16 protein-coding genes are annotated in these 18,563 nt (G+C 33.6%); 3 read left to right on the forward strand and 13 right to left on the reverse strand.

Annotated elements, in window-relative coordinates:
- Window positions 1-31 precede the first annotated feature (31 nt).
- Window positions 32-880 carry a UDP-2,3-diacylglucosamine diphosphatase gene (locus tag ACVCZW_RS17425; protein ID WP_452230088.1) on the forward strand — a complete coding sequence of 283 codons (849 nt, stop codon included), beginning with the start codon at window positions 32-34 and terminating at the stop codon, window positions 878-880.
- Here ACVCZW_RS17425 and ACVCZW_RS17430 read toward each other — a convergent pair.
- Window positions 872-3,805: an FAD-binding and (Fe-S)-binding domain-containing protein gene (locus tag ACVCZW_RS17430; protein WP_452233032.1), complete on the reverse strand. Its 2,934-nt coding sequence runs from the start codon at window positions 3,803-3,805 to the stop codon at window positions 872-874. The two genes, ACVCZW_RS17425 and ACVCZW_RS17430, sit on opposite strands and share 9 nt — an antisense overlap.
- 114 nt (window positions 3,806-3,919) lie before the next feature.
- Between ACVCZW_RS17430 and ACVCZW_RS17435 the strand changes: the two genes are divergently transcribed.
- Both ACVCZW_RS17435 and ACVCZW_RS17440 read left to right on the forward strand, forming a co-directional pair.
- Window positions 3,920-4,417 carry a hypothetical protein gene (locus tag ACVCZW_RS17435; RefSeq protein WP_452230090.1) on the forward strand — a complete coding sequence of 166 codons (498 nt, stop codon included), beginning with the start codon at window positions 3,920-3,922 and terminating at the stop codon, window positions 4,415-4,417.
- Window positions 4,418-4,451: 34 nt separating this feature from the next.
- Window positions 4,452-5,018, forward strand: coding sequence for a hypothetical protein (locus ACVCZW_RS17440; RefSeq protein WP_452233033.1), 567 nt, complete (start codon window positions 4,452-4,454; stop codon window positions 5,016-5,018).
- Window positions 5,019-5,053: 35 nt separating this feature from the next.
- On the opposite strand, the gene bshA is transcribed toward ACVCZW_RS17440, so the two are convergent.
- From bshA to ACVCZW_RS17500, 12 genes are all read right to left on the reverse strand, one after another.
- The gene (bshA, locus tag ACVCZW_RS17445) at window positions 5,054-6,193 is read right to left on the reverse strand and encodes an N-acetyl-alpha-D-glucosaminyl L-malate synthase BshA (RefSeq protein ID WP_452230092.1); all 1,140 of its coding nucleotides are present in this window, start codon (window positions 6,191-6,193) and stop codon (window positions 5,054-5,056) included.
- 253 nt (window positions 6,194-6,446) lie between these two features.
- Window positions 6,447-9,404, reverse strand: a complete 2,958-nt coding sequence (locus tag ACVCZW_RS17450; protein WP_452233034.1) for a glycoside hydrolase family 3 N-terminal domain-containing protein — start codon at window positions 9,402-9,404, stop codon at window positions 6,447-6,449.
- A gap of 338 nt (window positions 9,405-9,742) precedes the next feature.
- On the reverse strand, window positions 9,743-11,116 hold the full coding sequence (locus ACVCZW_RS17455) for a DUF3570 domain-containing protein (protein ID WP_452233035.1): 1,374 nt from the start codon (window positions 11,114-11,116) through the stop codon (window positions 9,743-9,745).
- A gap of 84 nt (window positions 11,117-11,200) precedes the next feature.
- Window positions 11,201-11,413 carry a DUF4266 domain-containing protein gene (locus ACVCZW_RS17460; RefSeq protein WP_452230095.1) on the reverse strand — a complete coding sequence of 71 codons (213 nt, stop codon included), beginning with the start codon at window positions 11,411-11,413 and terminating at the stop codon, window positions 11,201-11,203.
- Entirely contained in the window at window positions 11,406-12,395 is a 990-nt protein-coding gene (locus tag ACVCZW_RS17465) for an FAD:protein FMN transferase (protein ID WP_452233036.1), read from the reverse strand. The genes ACVCZW_RS17460 and ACVCZW_RS17465 overlap by 8 nt, the downstream gene beginning before the upstream one ends.
- Window positions 12,392-12,823 carry a thioredoxin family protein gene (locus ACVCZW_RS17470; protein WP_452230097.1) on the reverse strand — a complete coding sequence of 144 codons (432 nt, stop codon included), beginning with the start codon at window positions 12,821-12,823 and terminating at the stop codon, window positions 12,392-12,394. Before ACVCZW_RS17470 ends, ACVCZW_RS17465 begins: the two co-directional genes overlap by 4 nt.
- Window positions 12,824-12,915: 92 nt before the next feature.
- Window positions 12,916-14,139: a phosphoserine phosphatase SerB gene (gene serB / locus ACVCZW_RS17475; RefSeq protein ID WP_452230098.1), complete on the reverse strand. Its 1,224-nt coding sequence runs from the start codon at window positions 14,137-14,139 to the stop codon at window positions 12,916-12,918.
- A gap of 21 nt (window positions 14,140-14,160) precedes the next feature.
- Window positions 14,161-14,643 carry an ABC transporter ATPase gene (locus tag ACVCZW_RS17480; protein WP_452230099.1) on the reverse strand — a complete coding sequence of 161 codons (483 nt, stop codon included), beginning with the start codon at window positions 14,641-14,643 and terminating at the stop codon, window positions 14,161-14,163.
- Complete coding sequence (locus ACVCZW_RS17485; RefSeq protein ID WP_452230100.1) at window positions 14,644-15,267, reverse strand: hypothetical protein; 624 nt, start codon at window positions 15,265-15,267, stop codon at window positions 14,644-14,646.
- A 16-nt stretch (window positions 15,268-15,283) separates the two neighbouring features.
- The gene (locus tag ACVCZW_RS17490; protein ID WP_452230101.1) at window positions 15,284-16,075 is read right to left on the reverse strand and encodes a (Fe-S)-binding protein; all 792 of its coding nucleotides are present in this window, start codon (window positions 16,073-16,075) and stop codon (window positions 15,284-15,286) included.
- A 195-nt stretch (window positions 16,076-16,270) separates the two neighbouring features.
- Window positions 16,271-17,584: a 4Fe-4S dicluster domain-containing protein gene (locus tag ACVCZW_RS17495; RefSeq protein WP_452230102.1), complete on the reverse strand. Its 1,314-nt coding sequence runs from the start codon at window positions 17,582-17,584 to the stop codon at window positions 16,271-16,273.
- Window positions 17,585-17,596: 12 nt separating this feature from the next.
- Window positions 17,597-18,544: an MlaD family protein gene (locus ACVCZW_RS17500; protein ID WP_452230103.1), complete on the reverse strand. Its 948-nt coding sequence runs from the start codon at window positions 18,542-18,544 to the stop codon at window positions 17,597-17,599.
- Between the last annotated feature and the right edge of the window lie 19 nt (window positions 18,545-18,563).

The following is an 18,563-nucleotide window of genomic DNA, read 5'->3' on the forward strand; positions in this document are numbered from 1 at the left end:
GTACCATTAATTAAACGAAAACGGTACTAGTTTGAAAACGAAAAGAAAAGTAGAAATTGCTGTAATATCCGATGTACATTTGGGCACTTTTGGTTGTCATGCCAAGCAATTATTAACCTATCTAAATAGCATTGAACCTAAAAGATTAATTCTAAATGGAGATATTATAGATATCTGGCAATTTAGTAAACGCTACTTTCCTCCCGCACATTTAAAAGTAATTAAGAAAATAATTACCATGGCTTCTAATGGTACCGAAGTTATTTACATTACTGGAAACCATGATGAAATGCTACGAAAATTTAGCGATGCGCAAATTGGTAAAATTTCTATTGTAGATAAATATGTAACCGAATTAGATGGCAAAAAAGCATGGTTTTTTCATGGCGATGTTTTTGATGTTTCTATACAAAATGCTAAATGGCTAGCGAAACTTGGTGGTTATGGTTACGATCTTCTAATTGTTATAAACCGCTTTGTAAATTGGTGTTTAGTACGTTTAGGAAGAGAACGTTATTCCCTGTCTAAAAAGATAAAGAACAGCGTAAAAGGGGCCATTAAATATATTAGTGATTTTGAAGAAGTTGCTACAGACCTTGCTATTGAAAATGGTTATGATTATGTTATTTGCGGACATATACACCAACCAAAAATGATCATTAAAGCCAATAAGAATGGTCAGACTATGTATTTGAATTCTGGAGATTGGGTGGAAAACTTCACCGCACTGGAATATCAATTTAAACGTTGGAAAATCTACCACTATAACAAAGATAAACTCTCCCCTTTTTTTGCAGATGAAGACATTAAAGAAATGGAAATGAAAGATTTAATTGCCGCAATAACTATTGTAGATCAAAACAAAAAGAAATCAGATTAGCGCTTCTTTTAAAATAGTGATAGGATGCAATGCCTGACGTTGCGTGCCATCTTTTATTTGGTGCCTACAACTTGTTCCGTTTGCTGCGATAATGGTTTCTTTACTTGCTTTTCTTACCGCCGGAAATAGGGTTTGTTCCCCAATTTGCATACTCACGTCATAATGCTCTTTTTCATATCCAAAACTACCTGCCATACCACAACAACCACTTGGTATAATGGTTACTTTATAGTTTTCTGGAAGATTTAAAACGGCAAAACTAGAGAGTTGATTGGTTTGTGCTTTTTGATGGCAATGCCCATGAAACTTAATGGTTTTCGCTTCTTTAGTGAATTGCGAAGCTGTTATGTTTCCTAGTTTTATTTCTTGCTGAATAAACTCTTCGATTAGAAAGGTGTTTTTTGCTATTTTTTCTGCGGAAACTTTATCGTCCACAAGCTTTATATATTCATCTTTAAAAGAAAGAATTGCAGAAGGTTCAATACCAATTAATGGTGTTTCTTCTGTGATTAAATCCTTAAAAATTACCACGTTTTTATTTGCTACATTTTTGGCTTGTTGCAACAATCCTTTAGATAAAAAAGTACGACCAGATTCTTCATGTTTTATAAGCTTTACTTTGTAATTAAGCTGCTGTAAAACCTGAATAGCGTCTATACCAATTGGTGTGTCTAAAAAGTTAGTAAACTCGTCGTTAAACAAATAAACTGTTTTAATGAAATTACGATTAATATTTTGATTATCAATCAACTGAAACACCTTACTTAAACTTTTATTTGAAATTAAAGGCAGGTTTCTTTTTTCTGCAATTCCGAAAGATTTTTTTAATACGGAAGACGTAAAACGATTAGAAAACACAAAATTTGTAAGCTTTGGAAAATGGCTTCCAAGATGGTTTAATTGGTTGTTGTAAGCAAATAATTTGGTACGTAAAGAGACGCCATTTTCTTTTTGATATTGGTACTGAAACTCGGCTTTTAAACTAGCAACATCTACGCTACTCGGACATTCACTTGCGCAAGCTTTACAACTCAGGCATAAATCGAAAACCTGCTTTAATTCTTTATGATTAAATTTATTAGATTTCTCTGAATTGGTTAAAAATTCACGTAACGCATTTGCCCTTGCTCTTGTAGTATCTTGCTCATTTCTGGTTGCTCTAAAACTGGGACACATCGTTCCTCCAAATTCCGGAAGCTTTCTGCAATCTCCAGAACCATTACATTTCTCTGCTTCCCGAAGAATGCCTTGCGATTTTGAAAAATCTAAAAGTGTTTCAATCTGCGGTTCTTCTCTATCCCGAGCATAACGCAAATCCTCATCCATGGCATAAGCATCTACAATTTTACCAGGATTAAAGATATTATCGATATCGAAAGCAGCCTTAATTCGTTTTAAAATTTGATAATTCGCAGCGCCAATCATTAAAGGAATAAATTCTGCACGAACAATACCATCGCCATGCTCACCACTCATAGAACCATGATACTTTTTAACTAGCTTGGCTACATCTGTTGTTATCTTTCTAAACAGCACCACATCTTCTTTCTCCTTTAGATTTAAAATGGGCCTTAAATGCAACTCACCAGCACCAGCATGTGCATAATACACTGCTTTTTGGTTATAGGTTTTCATGAGCGCAGTAAAATCTTCAATATAATTTGATAAATCCGGTAGTGCAACTGCCGTATCTTCAATACACGCCACCGTTTTTTTGTCACCAATCATATTACCCAACAAACCTAAACCTGCTTTTCGCAATTCCACAGCTTTATCAATATCTTCACCTAGCAACATTGGATTTGCGTAACTTAAACCCTGTTTTACAATGGCTTCTACAAGGCTTTTTGCTTGGTTTTTTGCAACGCTAATAGTACTTCCTTTTACTTCACACATTAAGATAGCTTCTGGATCTCCTTGTATAAACTGTCTATTTTCCTCCTGCGTTTTGTTATGTTTTGTTAAATCTAAAATGGTTTTATCCATCATTTCACAGGTATGCAAATTATGTTGCATCACTGTTTCTACACTTTTAAGACAATCTGTAATACTATTAAAATGCGCAGCAACCATAATACTTTCGGTTGGCGGAAGCACATCTAATTTTAAAGTGATTTGTGTTGTAAACGCCAATGTACCTTCACTTCCGGATAGCAATTTACACATGTTGAAATTCGAAGTTGAAGTTGAAGTTGAAAAAACAGAAGTTTTTATCAATTCATCTATTGCATAACCGGTATTTCTTCGGTGTATTTCTGGATTTGGAAATTCGTTTTTTATTTGAATTTGCACGGCTTCCGAAGCTAATTCGGAATAAATAGTATTATAAATCCCTCCTTCTAAAGTATCTAGTTTTGTTTTGTCTTTAAATGCTTCCGAAGACAATTCCGTAAAGACAACAGCACTACCATCACTCAAAATAGTATGCAATTCTACCACTTTATCCCGAGTGACTCCATATTGAATAGAGGTAGTTCCTGAAGAATTATTCCCTACCATGCCGCCAATCATGCAGCGGTTTGACGTGGACGTGTTTGGTCCGAAAAACAAACCAAAAGGTTTTAAATAATTATTTAAAGTATCCCGAACCACTCCAGGCTGCACGGTAACGGTTTGCTCCTTTTCGTTTACACTGATAATCTTAGTAAAATATTTAGAAACATCGACCACAATGCCTTCACCAACACATTGTCCCGCTAGAGATGTCCCTGCCGTTCTAGGAATTAGTGATGTGTTATTTTCTTTCGCAAAAGCGATGAGTAACTTTATATCCTTCGCATCTTTTGGATACGCCACAGCCAAAGGCAACTTTCTATAAATAGAAGCATCTGTTGCGTAAATAGACCGCATTAAATCATCGACAAACAATTCGCCAAGTAATTGGGTTTGTAGATTTTTTAAAGCAATGTGAATAAGGTTGTTCATTTATAAATTTCAGAAAGTAAAAGTATATGTATTTAAGGTTTAAATTTACGGTTAGTTTGCCAATAATTATAAAACTAATACGTTATTATTTACCAAGAATAAAAATACAGAAACATGAAAACTAAATTTTTAATTGGAATTGCTTTATTTGGATTTGCGATAACCACAACAGCCCAGGAAATCGCAGAAAATGCTATTGGTTTACGTTTAGGAGACGCAAACGGTTTAGGTGCAAGCATCTCTTACCAACGTGCTATTTTAGATAACAACCGTTTAGAAGTAGATTTTGGATGGAGTAACGGAAAGGATTATCACGGCGTTAAAGCAGTAGGATTATTTCAATGGGTAAAACCGATTCAAGGAGATTTTAATTGGTATTTTGGCGCAGGAGCAGGTTTTTCGTCTTATACTTTTGATGGTTACAGATATAGAGATAATGACTATAAAGATGCTTATGTTTTTGCATCTGGAGATATTGGCGTAGAATATACATTTGATTTTCCTTTGCTTCTATCTTTAGATCTTAGACCAGAACTAGGTTTTGGAGATGGCGCTTATAATAATAACGATCTAGATTTAGATGTAGGTGTTAGTGCGCGTTATACATTTTAGTTCTAAAAAACCACCAATATAGACCCATTAAAATATGAAGAAAACAGAAATGCTTTTGGGAGGCTTCATACTATTGGGCTTTATTTTTAAATTAATGCATTGGCCCTATAATTCAGAAATAATTGCGCTTGGCACTGTTTTTTTATCTTTACTTTATTTGGGCTTTGGTTTTGCACTTTTTAATAACATAAGGTTAATAAATATTTTAAAACCAGAATCTTATACAGGCATTTCTAAATTAAGAATTAATGGAGCTATTGCTACAGGTTTCGTTTTTTCAATACTTACTATTTATTGTTTATTCAAATTAATGTTTTGGCCTTATGGCCATATAGGATTGGAAATCGGCTTAAAACTGTTTGCTTTTTTAGTTGTTATTATTCTGGTTTTATACTTTGTAAAAAACAGAAATATATTTCTAAAACTGAATTATATTAGGTTTCTATTTATAGGAATCATAGCTACTGCCTTATACTTTATAACAAATGACCAGCTCGTAGATTTATATTACGGAAGTGATCCGGAATATGCAGAAGCATATATAAATGATTCTAGTATGGACGCAAAAAGACCTACAAGAGAATTTAAAAGTAGAAATTAAAGTACTGTTAAGATTTTTTTTTTATAAAAAGATATTTAATCTTTAATAAGACATCGACTTAAAGTTCTTTCATAAATAGCTTCGTATTGCGGCACGATATTATGGATATCAAACTTTGCGGCTTCTATTTTTGCATTTTGTTTAAAGGTATTTAAACGATTTTCATCGCTTAAAACATAGATTGCATTTTTAGCCATTTCTTCTATATCGCCAACATCACTTAAAAAGCCAGTAACTCCTTGTTTATTTACTTCTGGTATTCCTCCTGTATTACTAGAAATCACAGGAACTCCGGAAGCCATTGCTTCTAAAGCTGCTAGACCAAAACTTTCGGTTTCACTTGGCAATAGGAATAAATCACTAAAACAAAGAATTTTATCAATCTCATTACTTTGTCCGAAAAACACAACCTTATCCGAAATACCTAATTTTTCACAAAGTAGCTCTCCTTTTTCTTTCTCAGGACCTTCGCCAACCATCATTAGTTTTGCAGGAATTTCCTTTTGGATATTATAAAAGATATTCACAATATCTTCAATCCTTTTTACCGGACGAAAATTACTAATATGCGTAATTATTTTTTCATCTTCGTTCGCCATCATGCCTCGTTGACAATCTGTAAAACCATGATTATACTTACTAATATCTATAAAATTGGTAACTACATCAATTTCATTATTAATATCAAATAAACGCAAAGTGTCATCTTTTAAACTTTGAGAAACCGCGGTTACTGCATCCGATTTATTGATACTAAAAGTTACTGCTGGTTTATAAAAAGGATGTGAACCAACCAAGGTAATATCGGTACCATGAAGCGTAGTAACTATTGGCACATAAATATTTTCTTCTCGTAACATTTTTTGCGCCATATATGCAGCATAGGCATGCGGAATCGCATAATGCACGTGCAATACTTCAATTTTATGAAGCTTCACCATATCTACTAATTTACTAGATAATGCTAACTCATAAGGTTGGTAATGAAACAAAGGATATTCGGGTACATTTACTTCATGGTAATGCACATTGTTACCAAGCAATTCTAATCGAACTGGTTGGTTATAGGTTATAAAATGGATTTCATGACCACGTTTAGATAGTTGTATACCTAATTCTGTGGCTACTACTCCGCTTCCTCCAAATGTTGGATAACAAACAATTCCTATTTTCATTATTACGCCTGCAAAAGCAGGTATCTTTTTAATTAAACTTTTATTGAACTCCTCTTTCTTTTAATCTTCCTTGGGAAAAATCAAAATTCATTCTCCTCTAAAAAAAAAGAGGAGAGCAATGCGTAATTAACTTTTATGAATAGTTTTAAACTTTTTATTTAAAACTAAAAATCTTACGATACGTTTTAACTTTGCAACTATAAACACCTATAAATATAAGTACATATAACTTTTCAACACGAAGAACTTTCACTTAATCTATAATAGCTTCGTAAATAGCTGCTTGAATATTGGTTCTAATATCCTCTCTTAACAATAGATTCTTCCCTGCCTGCGGATAGGTTCTATTCGCTAAAAATACATATACAATTTCTTCTTCTGGATCTGCCCAAGCATAGGTTCCTGTAAATCCAGAATGCCCAAAGCTCGTCATAGAAATACAACCACATGTAGGACCCGCATCTCCTAATTGCGGCTTATCAAAACCTATTCCTCTTCGGTTATTATCATCACAATAATAACAAGTATTAAATTTATCTATCGTTTCTGGTTTTAAGTAACGTTTTCCGCCATAATATCCTTTTTGCAAATACATTTGCATGATTTTAGCGACATCATTGGCATTACTAAAAACACCCGCATGCCCGCCAACACCGCCTTGCATTGCCGCTCCCATATCATGCACGTATCCTTGAATTTTCTGAAATCTATAATAATCGTCTTCCTCCGTAGGAACAATATTCTTATTACTCACTTTATTATTCGGATTATACATGGTATGATTTGCACCTAACGACTCATAAAAGTGATCTCTAGCCAATTCATCTAAAGGTTTGTCGTAATGTTTCTCAATAAATTTCTTTAAAATGTAATATGGTAAATCACTATAGCGATAACGCTGTCTAGTTAGTAGATCTGTGTCTTTAATTATTTTTTGAATGGAGTCTTGATAGTCCTTACGCATGTACAATTCGTCCGCAACTTTCACACTAAATTCTGGGTCGAAATGCTTTCTATAATATTTAGGATCTGGATGCTTTGTTACCGAGTCTAAGGTTGCATAATAAAAAGGAATCCAAGGTTTTAATCTGGCATAATGCGAAAGCATCCTTTTAATTGTCACATTCTTTTTATTAGAAGTCTTATATTCTGGAAGCATTTCAGACAGTTTACTTTCTAAGGAAACGATTCCTTGTTCTTCCATTTCCATTAACAACGGTAAGGTTGCAAGAATTTTTGTCAAGGAAGCAACGTCATAAATGTCATTAAATTTCACTTCTTCCGCATCTTTATCATAGGTATGCTTTCCGAAGTTTTTATTATAAATCACTTTTCCTTTCCTAGCAATCACCAACTGAATCCCTGGAGTCATTCCGCCATTTACAGCATAGTTTGCAATAGAATCTATTTTTTTTAATCGGTATGAACTCATACCAACACGTTCTGGAATCGTGTATGACAAACGGCTAATTTCATTATACAAATCTCCTTGCCCAACGCTAAAATCTACACCCGCTGAAACAGGCAAAGTTCCTTTTGCTGGTAATGCTCCAAATATAATTTGTGCCGACTTTTGCTGTGCTATATCACTATTTTGATAACTAACCACAACACTTTTAATATTGTTAATTGGATCTACATCTAAAAGGGCATACGGTTTTACAAAAATATCTAGAATTACGGTATTATTTCTAGAGATTTCAGACAACCAGGTAAGCTCTTCTTTAGTGAATTTGTAGCTTTTCCAAGGATTATCATTAGATCTATGCAAACCAATTATAACGGTATTATAGGATTTTAATTTCCCTAAAAGCTCCTCTAAGTTATCTGCTTTCACTTCATGCACTTGGGTATATTTTTGAAGCTCTTTTAAAAACACCGAACCATCGTCATCCCCAAATTTCACATACGCAATACTCTTCGTTTCTAGTTGTTGCAATGGTAAAACACCCGCTTTATTTTCGGCAACTGTTATTGCATTTTCTAAAAGCTCCTCATATAACGCATCGTCTTTAATTCTATTCAAGTCCGCAACTAAATGCATCGTTCCTATTGGCGAATAATCATTTAAGCCTACTTTATACTTTGCTTGCAATATTTTTTTAACGGAATGCGCTAAGCGTTCTTCCGTAATTTGTCCTTTATAAAAAGCATCCATAAATTTAGCTACTCCTTTTTCAGGATCCTCCGACATTAGCATCACGTCATTTCCTGCTAAAAAGGACATCAAATCTATTTCCCCTCCGGTTTCTAATTCCATTGTAGAACTTCCGTCTAGAGACTTTTCAATATAATCTGCTGCACCTTTCATGGTTAAAGCATCGGTAAATATCAAACCTTTAAAACCTAAACGTTCTTTTAAAATATCTGTAACGATATGCTTGGATAAAGAGGATGGGAAATCTTCTCGTGCTTCTAAACTAGGCACGTTTAAGTGCGCTACCATAACACTAGACAATCCTTCTGTAATTAATTTACGGTACGGATATAACTCTACAGAATCTATTCTTTTCTCATCAAAAAGCACAGATGGTAAAGTTTTATGGGAATCGCTTTCGGTATCACCATGACCTGGAAAATGTTTTGCATTTGCTAAAACGCCAGCACTTTGCATCCCTTTCATAAAAGCCAACGCTTTTTCGGTTACATTATCTCTGTCTTCCCCAAAAGAACGATTTCCAATAATTGGATTTTTAGGATTGGTATTAATATCTACAACAGGAGCAAAATTAAAATGAACCCCTAAACGTTTGCAATGCTCTCCTATTTGTCTTCCTGCTTGCTCTACTAATCTATTGTCTTTAATAGCACCAAGGGTCATATTCCAAGGAAAAGCATAGGTAGAATCTAAACGCATACTCAAACCCCATTCGGCATCCATACCAACTAATAATGGCACTTTAGAAGCCGCTTGCAATTCATTATTTAGTTTTGCTTGCCTAACTGGACCGCCATTGGAGTAAATAATACCTCCAATTTTTTGATTTTTTATAAGGGAAACGACTTTGGATTTGTTCGCATCCTCTTGATTAGAAAAAACCTGAACCATAAAAAGTTGTCCGATTTTCTCTTTAAGTGTCATGCTATTATATAAGCTGTCAACCCATTTGTTTTGGGAGATACCATCTCCTTTCAACAGCGGATTATTCTCTTGTGCATGGCTAAAAATGGTGAAAAATAATATGGAAAGTAAGGTATAGTGGCGACGCATAAAATTGTTTAATAAATATAGCATAAAAACTATGCCAAAATAACATTTTTAAAACGAAGTTTTACAGACTTTATGATAGATTTTAGAAGAATTATTAACCGCTTTATAAATAATCATTATAGTGCAACAAAAGACACCAGATCGCTTTGCTTTTAGAACCAAGCATATAGACTAGGTTGTTACTCATTTAAAAACAGATCCACATTAACATACATTCATTTATATCCATTCTTTTAAAATTATTTCAGGAAATAAAGTGTTGGTTAAAATAATACTTCCATAGTTAAAAACAACAAGTTAAGCAGCTTTTAGGAATGCTTTTCTAAGAAACCTATAGATTAATTTAAAACAAACTTAAAACCAATTGCAAAAATATTTGCAGACAATCCTGTATTTCGCTTATAGCTATTGTATTTAAAGTCGACATTCTTTAATCCGAATTTCCAGATATTAAATTTGGTAAAAATATCGGTATATGAAACTCCGAAACCATATTGATTGGCAGAAAATTTTGACAAATCGTAATCGGAAGTATAAAATGCACTCGTAGATAGGTTTTCTTCAAAAGGAGCAAAATAATCTGCAGCAGTTTGATTATAAAAACGATACGAAGGATATACTGTAAATTTGGAAGTAATCTTTATTGGCAATTCTACATTGGCGGTATGTGAGTTAATTCCCCAATCATCAAAGTAATAGCGATAATAGGTCCTTAAGGAAATTGTTTCATTTATGTAATAATTTAAACGCATTCCTAGCGGAATTTTAAATCTACTATTTGGTAGTTTTTCTATAGCATCGGCTAACTGAAACACATCCCTATTACTAGAAGAAGTATAATTATCAATACTTGCTGCATTACCAACATAATAATTATCTACATCCCCAAAATATACACGTTGCATTGGGTTTGCTAACCAGCCATCTTGTTTCACTACATCGAAAAACAACGATATTTGCGCTTTTTTACTTAAAATTTGTGAAAAGCTAAAAGACAAGGAATACGAATTTCTAGACTTATCCTTTATGTAATCAAAACCAGCTACTGGACTCCAAGCAGAACTTACATCTCCATTTTGATCTAATATATCTACTCCTTGAAAAATGCCTTGATTTAAATTGCCATTTGTTTGTTTATAAATATCCAATTCAATGGGATACACAGGCTTCCATGTATCTAAATATACGTTAGCTTTTACTCCTACTTCTGTATTTTTCTCGTTAAAGAGTTTTGCAAATCCACCACCAAAACCAATAGAAGTGTAATCAAATTCATTAGCAAAGGAAACATTTGCACTCCAAATATTATTTCTATCCTCAGAACTATGCGAATAGCCAACGTTAATATTTGCCCAAGTATCTTGTTGTGAAGCGCCTGAAGAAGCAACCCACGGACTTCCTTCGCTAGCCCCATCAAATGGATCTAAATTACTGGAAGAAGCAGAACTATATGTAGAAATTCCTGCGTCTATGGTTAAAACTTCATCTGCACTTAATGGCAAACTAATAATTATGGTTGGTGTAAAATCGGTCAACTCTTCGGTACCAATTCCTCCTGTAACCGAAGCATTATCTCCATCTTGGGAATAATAACTAGCAAGAAAATCTACTTCTGTAGTTTCTAAAACTCGCTTTTTATATACCGTTGTGGCGTCTTGTGCAATAAGACTTCCAAAAGAAAAAAGGATTACTATTAATATTATTTTTTTCATAACTATTTTTAAAATAATGAGATCCCATTTTACAATGGGATAAGTTCCACTTACACGTTTTTATAAAACAAAAACTTGTTTCACTTAATTACAACCACAACCACCACCAGATTTTCCACCATTTGCGCCAGAAGCAGCTTCACGATATACTTGAAAATTGGTTTCAAAACGATCTACTTTCTTCTGGGATAAATTCATATCCGGATCGTTTATATACACTTTTTCGTACTCTTTAACAGCAACACATGAACTACATGTTGCTATTATCCCCAAAAATAATATGCTCTTTTTAATCATCTTTATCTTGTTTTAACGCTATATTATTGGAAGTAATAATTTGATTTTTACCATCTACAATAATACATTCTACACCTTTTAGTTGGTTTATAAAATCTAGACCTACTTCTACTCCCATTACAAAAACCGAAGTTGCTAAAGCATCCGCTAATTCTGCAGATTTAGTAAAAATAGAAACACTTAAAATTCCTTTACTCGGGTAACCCGTTCTAGGATCTATGATATGCGAGTATAATTCCCCATTAAGGCGGACATATTTTTCATAATTCCCAGAAGTTACTACTGCCTGATTATTAACTGGTAACCACGAAAATACTTTATCCTTATTTAACGGATTCACAATAGCAACCATCCAATCTTTATTATTAGGCTGTTTTCCCCAAGCATTCAAATCACCAGATGCATTAATTATTCCAGCTTTAACTCCTTTGCTTTGCAATATAACCTTTGCTTTATCGGCTGCATACCCTTTACCAATTGCACCAAAGCCAATTTTCATTCCTTTACGCTTTAAAAAAACGGTTTGCTCTTGGTGGTTTAAGAGGATATTTTGATATCCCACTTTATCCACCGATTGCTTTATTATATCTTCGGAAGGCATAGCTGTCATAGAACCGTCAAACTTCCAAATTTTATCCATAGATGCATAACTAATATCAAAAGCACCATTCGTTAATTTGGAGATTTTTAAAGCACGTTCTATTAATTGAAACAATTCGGAAGCTACTTTTATAGGCTTTATTCCTGCTTGATTATTTATTAATGACGTTTGTGAATTCTCATCCCAAGAGGAAATTAGTTGTTCTATTCTTGTAATTTCTTCTACCGCAATATTTATAAACGCTTCTCCTTCTTCCTTAGAATTTGCTACAACGGAAATATCAAAACGACTTCCCATAAGCTTGATTGTTTTACTATAAACTTCTTGCGAAAAAGCATTATAAACGACTAAACAAGCAACTATTAAAAGGATATTTTTCAAAAGTTATTTAGTTTGTTAAAGTATTTTTCTGGAGTAGATTTTTCGTAACCTGCAGTTCCCAAAGTTTTTCCTTCCGCATTTAAAACGACTACAAAAGGAAAGTAGCCATTTGGATTATACTTTTCTGCTAACTTATTATTGTGTTCTTGTAGTTCTGGAGATAACCTATTTCCTTTTCGTTTAGGAAAATCTGCTTGCAACATGACAAACTTATTTTTTGCTAATGTTTGAAATGCTTCTGTGCTCCAAACTTCTTTATCTAATTTTATGCAAGGTCCACACCAATCGGAACCTTGAAAAACTAAAACTATTTTTTGATTGTTCTGAGCAGCTAACGTTTTCGATTCTTCAAAATTTGTTATCCATTCTTGCGCAAAACTATTTCCAGAAAGGAAAAGCAAAAACGCTAAAACGATTATCTTTTTCATTTAGTAGATTTTAATATGTAAATAACGGAAATGCCTTGAATATATTTTGTAACAATGGTTACACAGTCGAAAAAAAGAAGATCCCTTACTCTTTACTCTATTAAATCAATATGTCTATCGTGATACCCTAAAAGATATAAAACACCATCTAAACCAATACTGGATATAGAACTTTGTGCATTGTCTTTAACTGTTGGTTTGGCATGAAAAGCAATACCTAATCCTGCTAAATTTAGCATTGGTAAATCGTTTGCTCCATCACCAACTGCAATAGTTTGGCTAATATCAATACCTTCTTTTATTGCAATCTCCTTAAGGTATTCTGCTTTCTTGTTTCCATCTACAATTTCACCAAGATAACCACCTGTTAAAGCACCATCTTTAATTTCTAATTGGTTGGCATATACGTAATCTATCCCCAGTTCTTTTTGCAGGTAATGTCCAAAATAAGTAAAACCACCAGAAAGAATGGCTGTTTTAAATCCGTATTTTTTTAAAGTATCAATAAGTCTTTTGGCTCCTTTAGTTATTGGTAAGTTCACTGCAACCTCTTGTAACACTTCTTCTTTTAACCCTTTTAAAAGCTTCATGCGTTTTATAAAGCTTTCGTTGAAGTCTATTTCGCCTTGCATTGCAGATTCTGTAATCGCTCTCACCTGTTCTCCTACTCCTGCTAAATCTGCAAGCTCATCAATAACTTCGGTTTGAATAAGCGTCGAATCCATATCAAAACAAACTAGACGTCTGTTACGTCTATAAATATTGTCTTCTTGAAAAGCAATATCTACATCCAGGTCATGAGAGATTTGCATGAATTTAGCGGTCAATTCCGCTTTGTTTTCTATTCTTCCCCGAATAGACAATTGGATAGATGCTCTAGGATACTCTTCTGTTTTCACTAGAGAAGTACGACCAGTAAGTCTTTTAATGGCATCAATATTTAAGTTTTGTTCGGAAATGACTTTAGTAACTTCAGAAATCTGTTCTGCTACTAGTTTTTCTCCTAAAACGGTCACAATGTAGCGATCTTTACCTTGAAGAGAAACCCATTTCTCGTAATCGTCGAGAGATATAGGTGTAAATTTCGCTTTTACACCAAGTTCGTATGCTTTAAAAAGTAAATCTTTTAAAACTGCTGCTGATTTTTTTTTAGTCCCAATTTCAAATAGAAATCCTAAAGAAAGCGTGTCATGAATATTTGCTTGACCGATATCTAAAATTTTAGCGCCGTAATCTGCTAAAACACCTGTTAAACTTGACGTTAAACCTGGTTTATCTGTTCCAGAGATGTTTAATAAAAAAATTTCATTAGCCATTGTTCCTTTCTACTTTTAACATTATAAAAATCTACTATGCCAACTTTCGCTCGCAGGGACTTCCCAGTTTTCTTTAAATTCGGCTACTGTATTTACTAAATTATTAAAAACAATAGTGTTTTTAGACACTGCTTTGTCCTTAGCCATTTTTTTGAAATCGATCAATGTTTTGTATGCAATGAATTCTCCTTGCTTATAAGAAACATTCATTTTGTCCATTAAATCTACGTTGTAATCTTTTTCTAATTGCTGAATAAAATTAACAGAAGCATCTATAGAACAACCTGTTGCATTATTCATGTTTTGATTTAAACCAATCACGATAAATCGCTTATAAACAACATCATAACCAGCCTGTAAGTCCGCACCATGCGCAGCCCAGTTTTCAACAAAAATATTTAGTTTATTAGAAATCTCTTCTATTTCATTTTCTGAAAAAGAGCGATTCGCTTGGTAAATCCAAACGCGAGATTCATCTGGTAATGTATTAAAGTCTACTAACATTTATAAAATGGATATTTTTTTGATTACTTTAAAATTGCGGTATTCATTAATCTTAGGATCATAAAGTTCTTTTTGAAGATAAATAACTTCTAGATTTTTTCCTTTTAATTTCTTGGTATTATTTAGAAGTTCTTCCCCTTCAAAGTATTGCAACCATATTAGTTTTTGCGTTCTATTATTATCCCCTTTAATCTCTACCATATTGAATTGTAGAGATTCTATACTTACGAATTCTCCTTCTAAAGTTAAATCATCTTTAACTTCTTCAAACTCTTCTGCTGCATAATTACCTGCAAGCGCCATAATAACATCTGGACAATTATCTATCATTTTAAAAGCAATATCTTCCCCAAATTGCTCTAGTGAAGCTTCATCATTTAAGGAAACATTTAAAAGTTTTTCTGCCTTTTTTTTATGTCTTCCATAGCTTTCCATGATACACAAACCAAATTCTAATTCTAGTTTAGTGGTATTATTAGAAGTGTAGTCTAAGCCTTTGTCTTCTACACATTCACAAGTTTCTAAGGAGATTTGATTTAGTAATGCATCTTTTTCTTCTGTTTGTGCATTTGCAAATTGCAAGGCACAAAAAAGAGAAAGGAATAAAATAGTTTTTCTTAACATAGATTTTTTTTAAGAATTATAACCCTTGAGAATCTGCAATTAACTCTGCAATATCCATCACTTTTATTTGCGCTTCTTTTTCTTTAACCTTAACACCGTCGGACATCATAGTCATACAATACGGACAAGCAGTTGCAATAATATCTGGATTGGTTTTTAATGCATCTTCTGTACGAAGCTCATTAATATCTTTATCTCCTTTTTCTGGTTCTTTAAACATTTGTGCGCCACCTGCACCACAACATAAAGCGGTTGCTTTGCTACGTTTCATTTCCACTAAATTGGCGTTTAGTGTACTTAAAACATCTCTTGGCGCATCATATTCTGAGTTTGCGCGACCTAGGTAACAAGGATCATGAAAGGTTATTTGCTTTCCTTTATAATCACTTTCTTTAATATCTAATTTATTAGAATCTATTAATTGCTTTATAAATTGTGTGTGATGCACCACTTCATAAACGCCACCTAAACCAGGATATTCGTTTTTTAAACAGTTAAAAGAATGTGGATCACAAGTTACTATTCGTTTTACTTGGTATTCATTTAGCAATTCGATATTCATCATGGCTTGCATTTGAAACAAAAATTCGTTTCCTGCTCTTTTCGCTAAATCACCTGTTGCACTTTCTTCGACTCCTAAAACGGCGAAATTCACGCCTGCTTTGTTTAATATTTTAACAAATGCTTTGGTAATTTTCTTTGCTCTATCATCATAACTTCCTGCAGAACCAACCCAGAATAAAATATCAGGTGTTTTGCCTTCTGCCATAAGTTCTGCCATCGTTGGCACGTTAAGTTGTTCGCTCATAATTTTAGGTTTTTAGCCTTTAGCATGTGAAACTTTTTCTATATTTTTTTATACTTATACCTTTGCTCTTTACGAGACCGCCTTCTCTATGAGAAACTGCGTTAGGGATTGAGGCATTTGTTGAAGCTCTTTTTTGTTTTTCTCAAAAAAAGCGACTGCCGAAAGCGCGACCCTTGTGGTAACGCCCAAATTATATTACTCGTTTTTCCAGTTTAATCTATCTTGTTGGTTGTATGGCCAAGGCGCTCCGTTGTTCTCAATATTGGTCATCATATTGTTCAACTCTGTTGGTGCGTCACTTTTTTCCATTACCAAATAACGACGCATTTCTATAATGATCGATAATGGATCGATACTCACGGGACAAGCTTCTACACAAGCATTACAGCTAGTACATGCCCAAATTTCTTCGTTGGTAATATAGTCACCAAGCAATTGCTTACCATCGTCTTTAAATTCCCCATTGTTTGCGTCTATATTTTTACCAACTTCTTCTAGACGATCTCTGGTATCCATCATAATTTTTCTAGGAGAAAGCTTTTTCCCGGTAAGGTTTGCAGGACATTCGCTGGTACATCTTCCGCATTCTGTACATGTGTATGCGTTTAGTAATTGTACCCAAGATAAATCTTGCACATCACTAGCACCGAATTTTGCTGGCACTTCGTCTTCTGCTCCTTCTGGCGCTGCTGCAAATGGATCTGCATCTGGATCCATCATCATTTTTACTTCTGCAGTAACCGATGCTAAGTTGTTTAACTCTCCTTTATTATTTACGCGTCCGTAAAAGGTATTTGGAAATGCTAAAAGAATATGTAAATGTTTCGAAAAGTATAGGTAATTTAAGAATATTAAGATCCCAACAATGTGCAACCACCAAGCCGCTCTTTCTATTACATGGATAGAACCTTCTGACATTCCGGAGAATAACGGCGTTATATATTGGCTAATTATATTTCCAGAATTCATTTCTTGAAAATGAAGATCGGTAGCATTCATTACTAAAAATAAGGTCATTAGTACCATTTCGAAATACAGAATGATATTCCCGTCACTTTTTGGCCAACCTTTCATTTCATCTTTCCAGAAACGCGCTATTTTTATTACATTTCTTCGTATCCAGAAAATAACGACAGCTATAAATACTAAAACAGCTAAAACCTCGAAAGTACCAATTAAGAAACCATATACAGCTTCTGGTAAAACGCTAGAAAAAATACGATGCGTACCAAAAAGGCCATCGATTATAATTTCTAAAACTTCAATATTTATAATAACAAAACCTACATAAACCACCACATGCATAAATCCGGAAACCGGACGTTTCACCATTTTGCTTTGTCCTAAAGCGATGTTTATCATGTTTTTCCAGCGTAATGATCTTTTATCACTAACATCTACATCTTGCCCTAATTTTATATTACGAACAAGTTTTTTTACATTTCTAGCAAAGTAACCAAAGCCTACAATAAGTGCAATGGCAAAAATAATATTTGGTAAGTAATTCATGTATAGGTCGGTTTATTGTCTTTCGCTTTCCGGTTTAATGTATCCTTCTTTATTGTTTTTCCCGAAAACGGACACTTTAATATATCTACTTGGATTTAATTTAAAGTCTTGTAATAATTCTTGTAGTTGTTGTGATGCCACCTCTAGATTAGTATACAACTCATCATCGGTTAGCAATTTACCAAGCGTACCTTCTCCTTTATCTAAACCTGCTAAAAGGCCATTTACATTTAGTAATGTTTGATCTAAAGTTTTCACGGTTTTCGATAATTCTACATCTTTTAAGTCGGTAGAAAGCAGTGCTAAATCTTCACTTACTTTTTTAAAGTTAGAAAGTACTGCTGTTAAACTCGCATCGTTTTTGGCGATTAAAGAGTTGAAAGAATAGGATAAATTCTTGAATGATTTTATAGTTTCGTTTAATTCGCCAATAGCACTTTTCAATCCTTTATCGGAATCGTCTTCTACTATTTTATTTAAGCTAATCAAAAGGGAATCTGCAGATTGCAACGTTCCATCTAAACCAGAGCTTAAGCCAGAAAAATTAGAAGTTAAGCTTTTCACTAGGCCTTCTTCTACTTCTGAAGCTAAGAAATCACCACTTTTTGCAGGAGTTCCTCCTTCAACAGGAATGATAGCCATTGCATTTCCTCCCATTAATCCTAATTCATAAAGACGCATTTTGCTTTCTTTAGAAAATTTCAATCCTTTATCTATGGTAAAAGCGACTCTTGTTTTACCAGATTCAAAGTCGTATTTAATGCTATTAATCTTTCCTACATTATTTCCTTTAATAGTAACAGGAGATGATGCTGTAAGTGCATTGTAATCAAACTCTGTGTAGAATTCATTTTTAGGTTGAAAGATGTTTATTCCTTTCAAATAATTAATACCTATTATAAGGAATACTACTCCGGATATAACAAGTATGGCAGTTTTAACTTCTCTAGATAACTTCAACGTTTATTGGATTGGTTAT

The organism is Lacinutrix sp. MEBiC02595, from assembly GCF_053601555.1.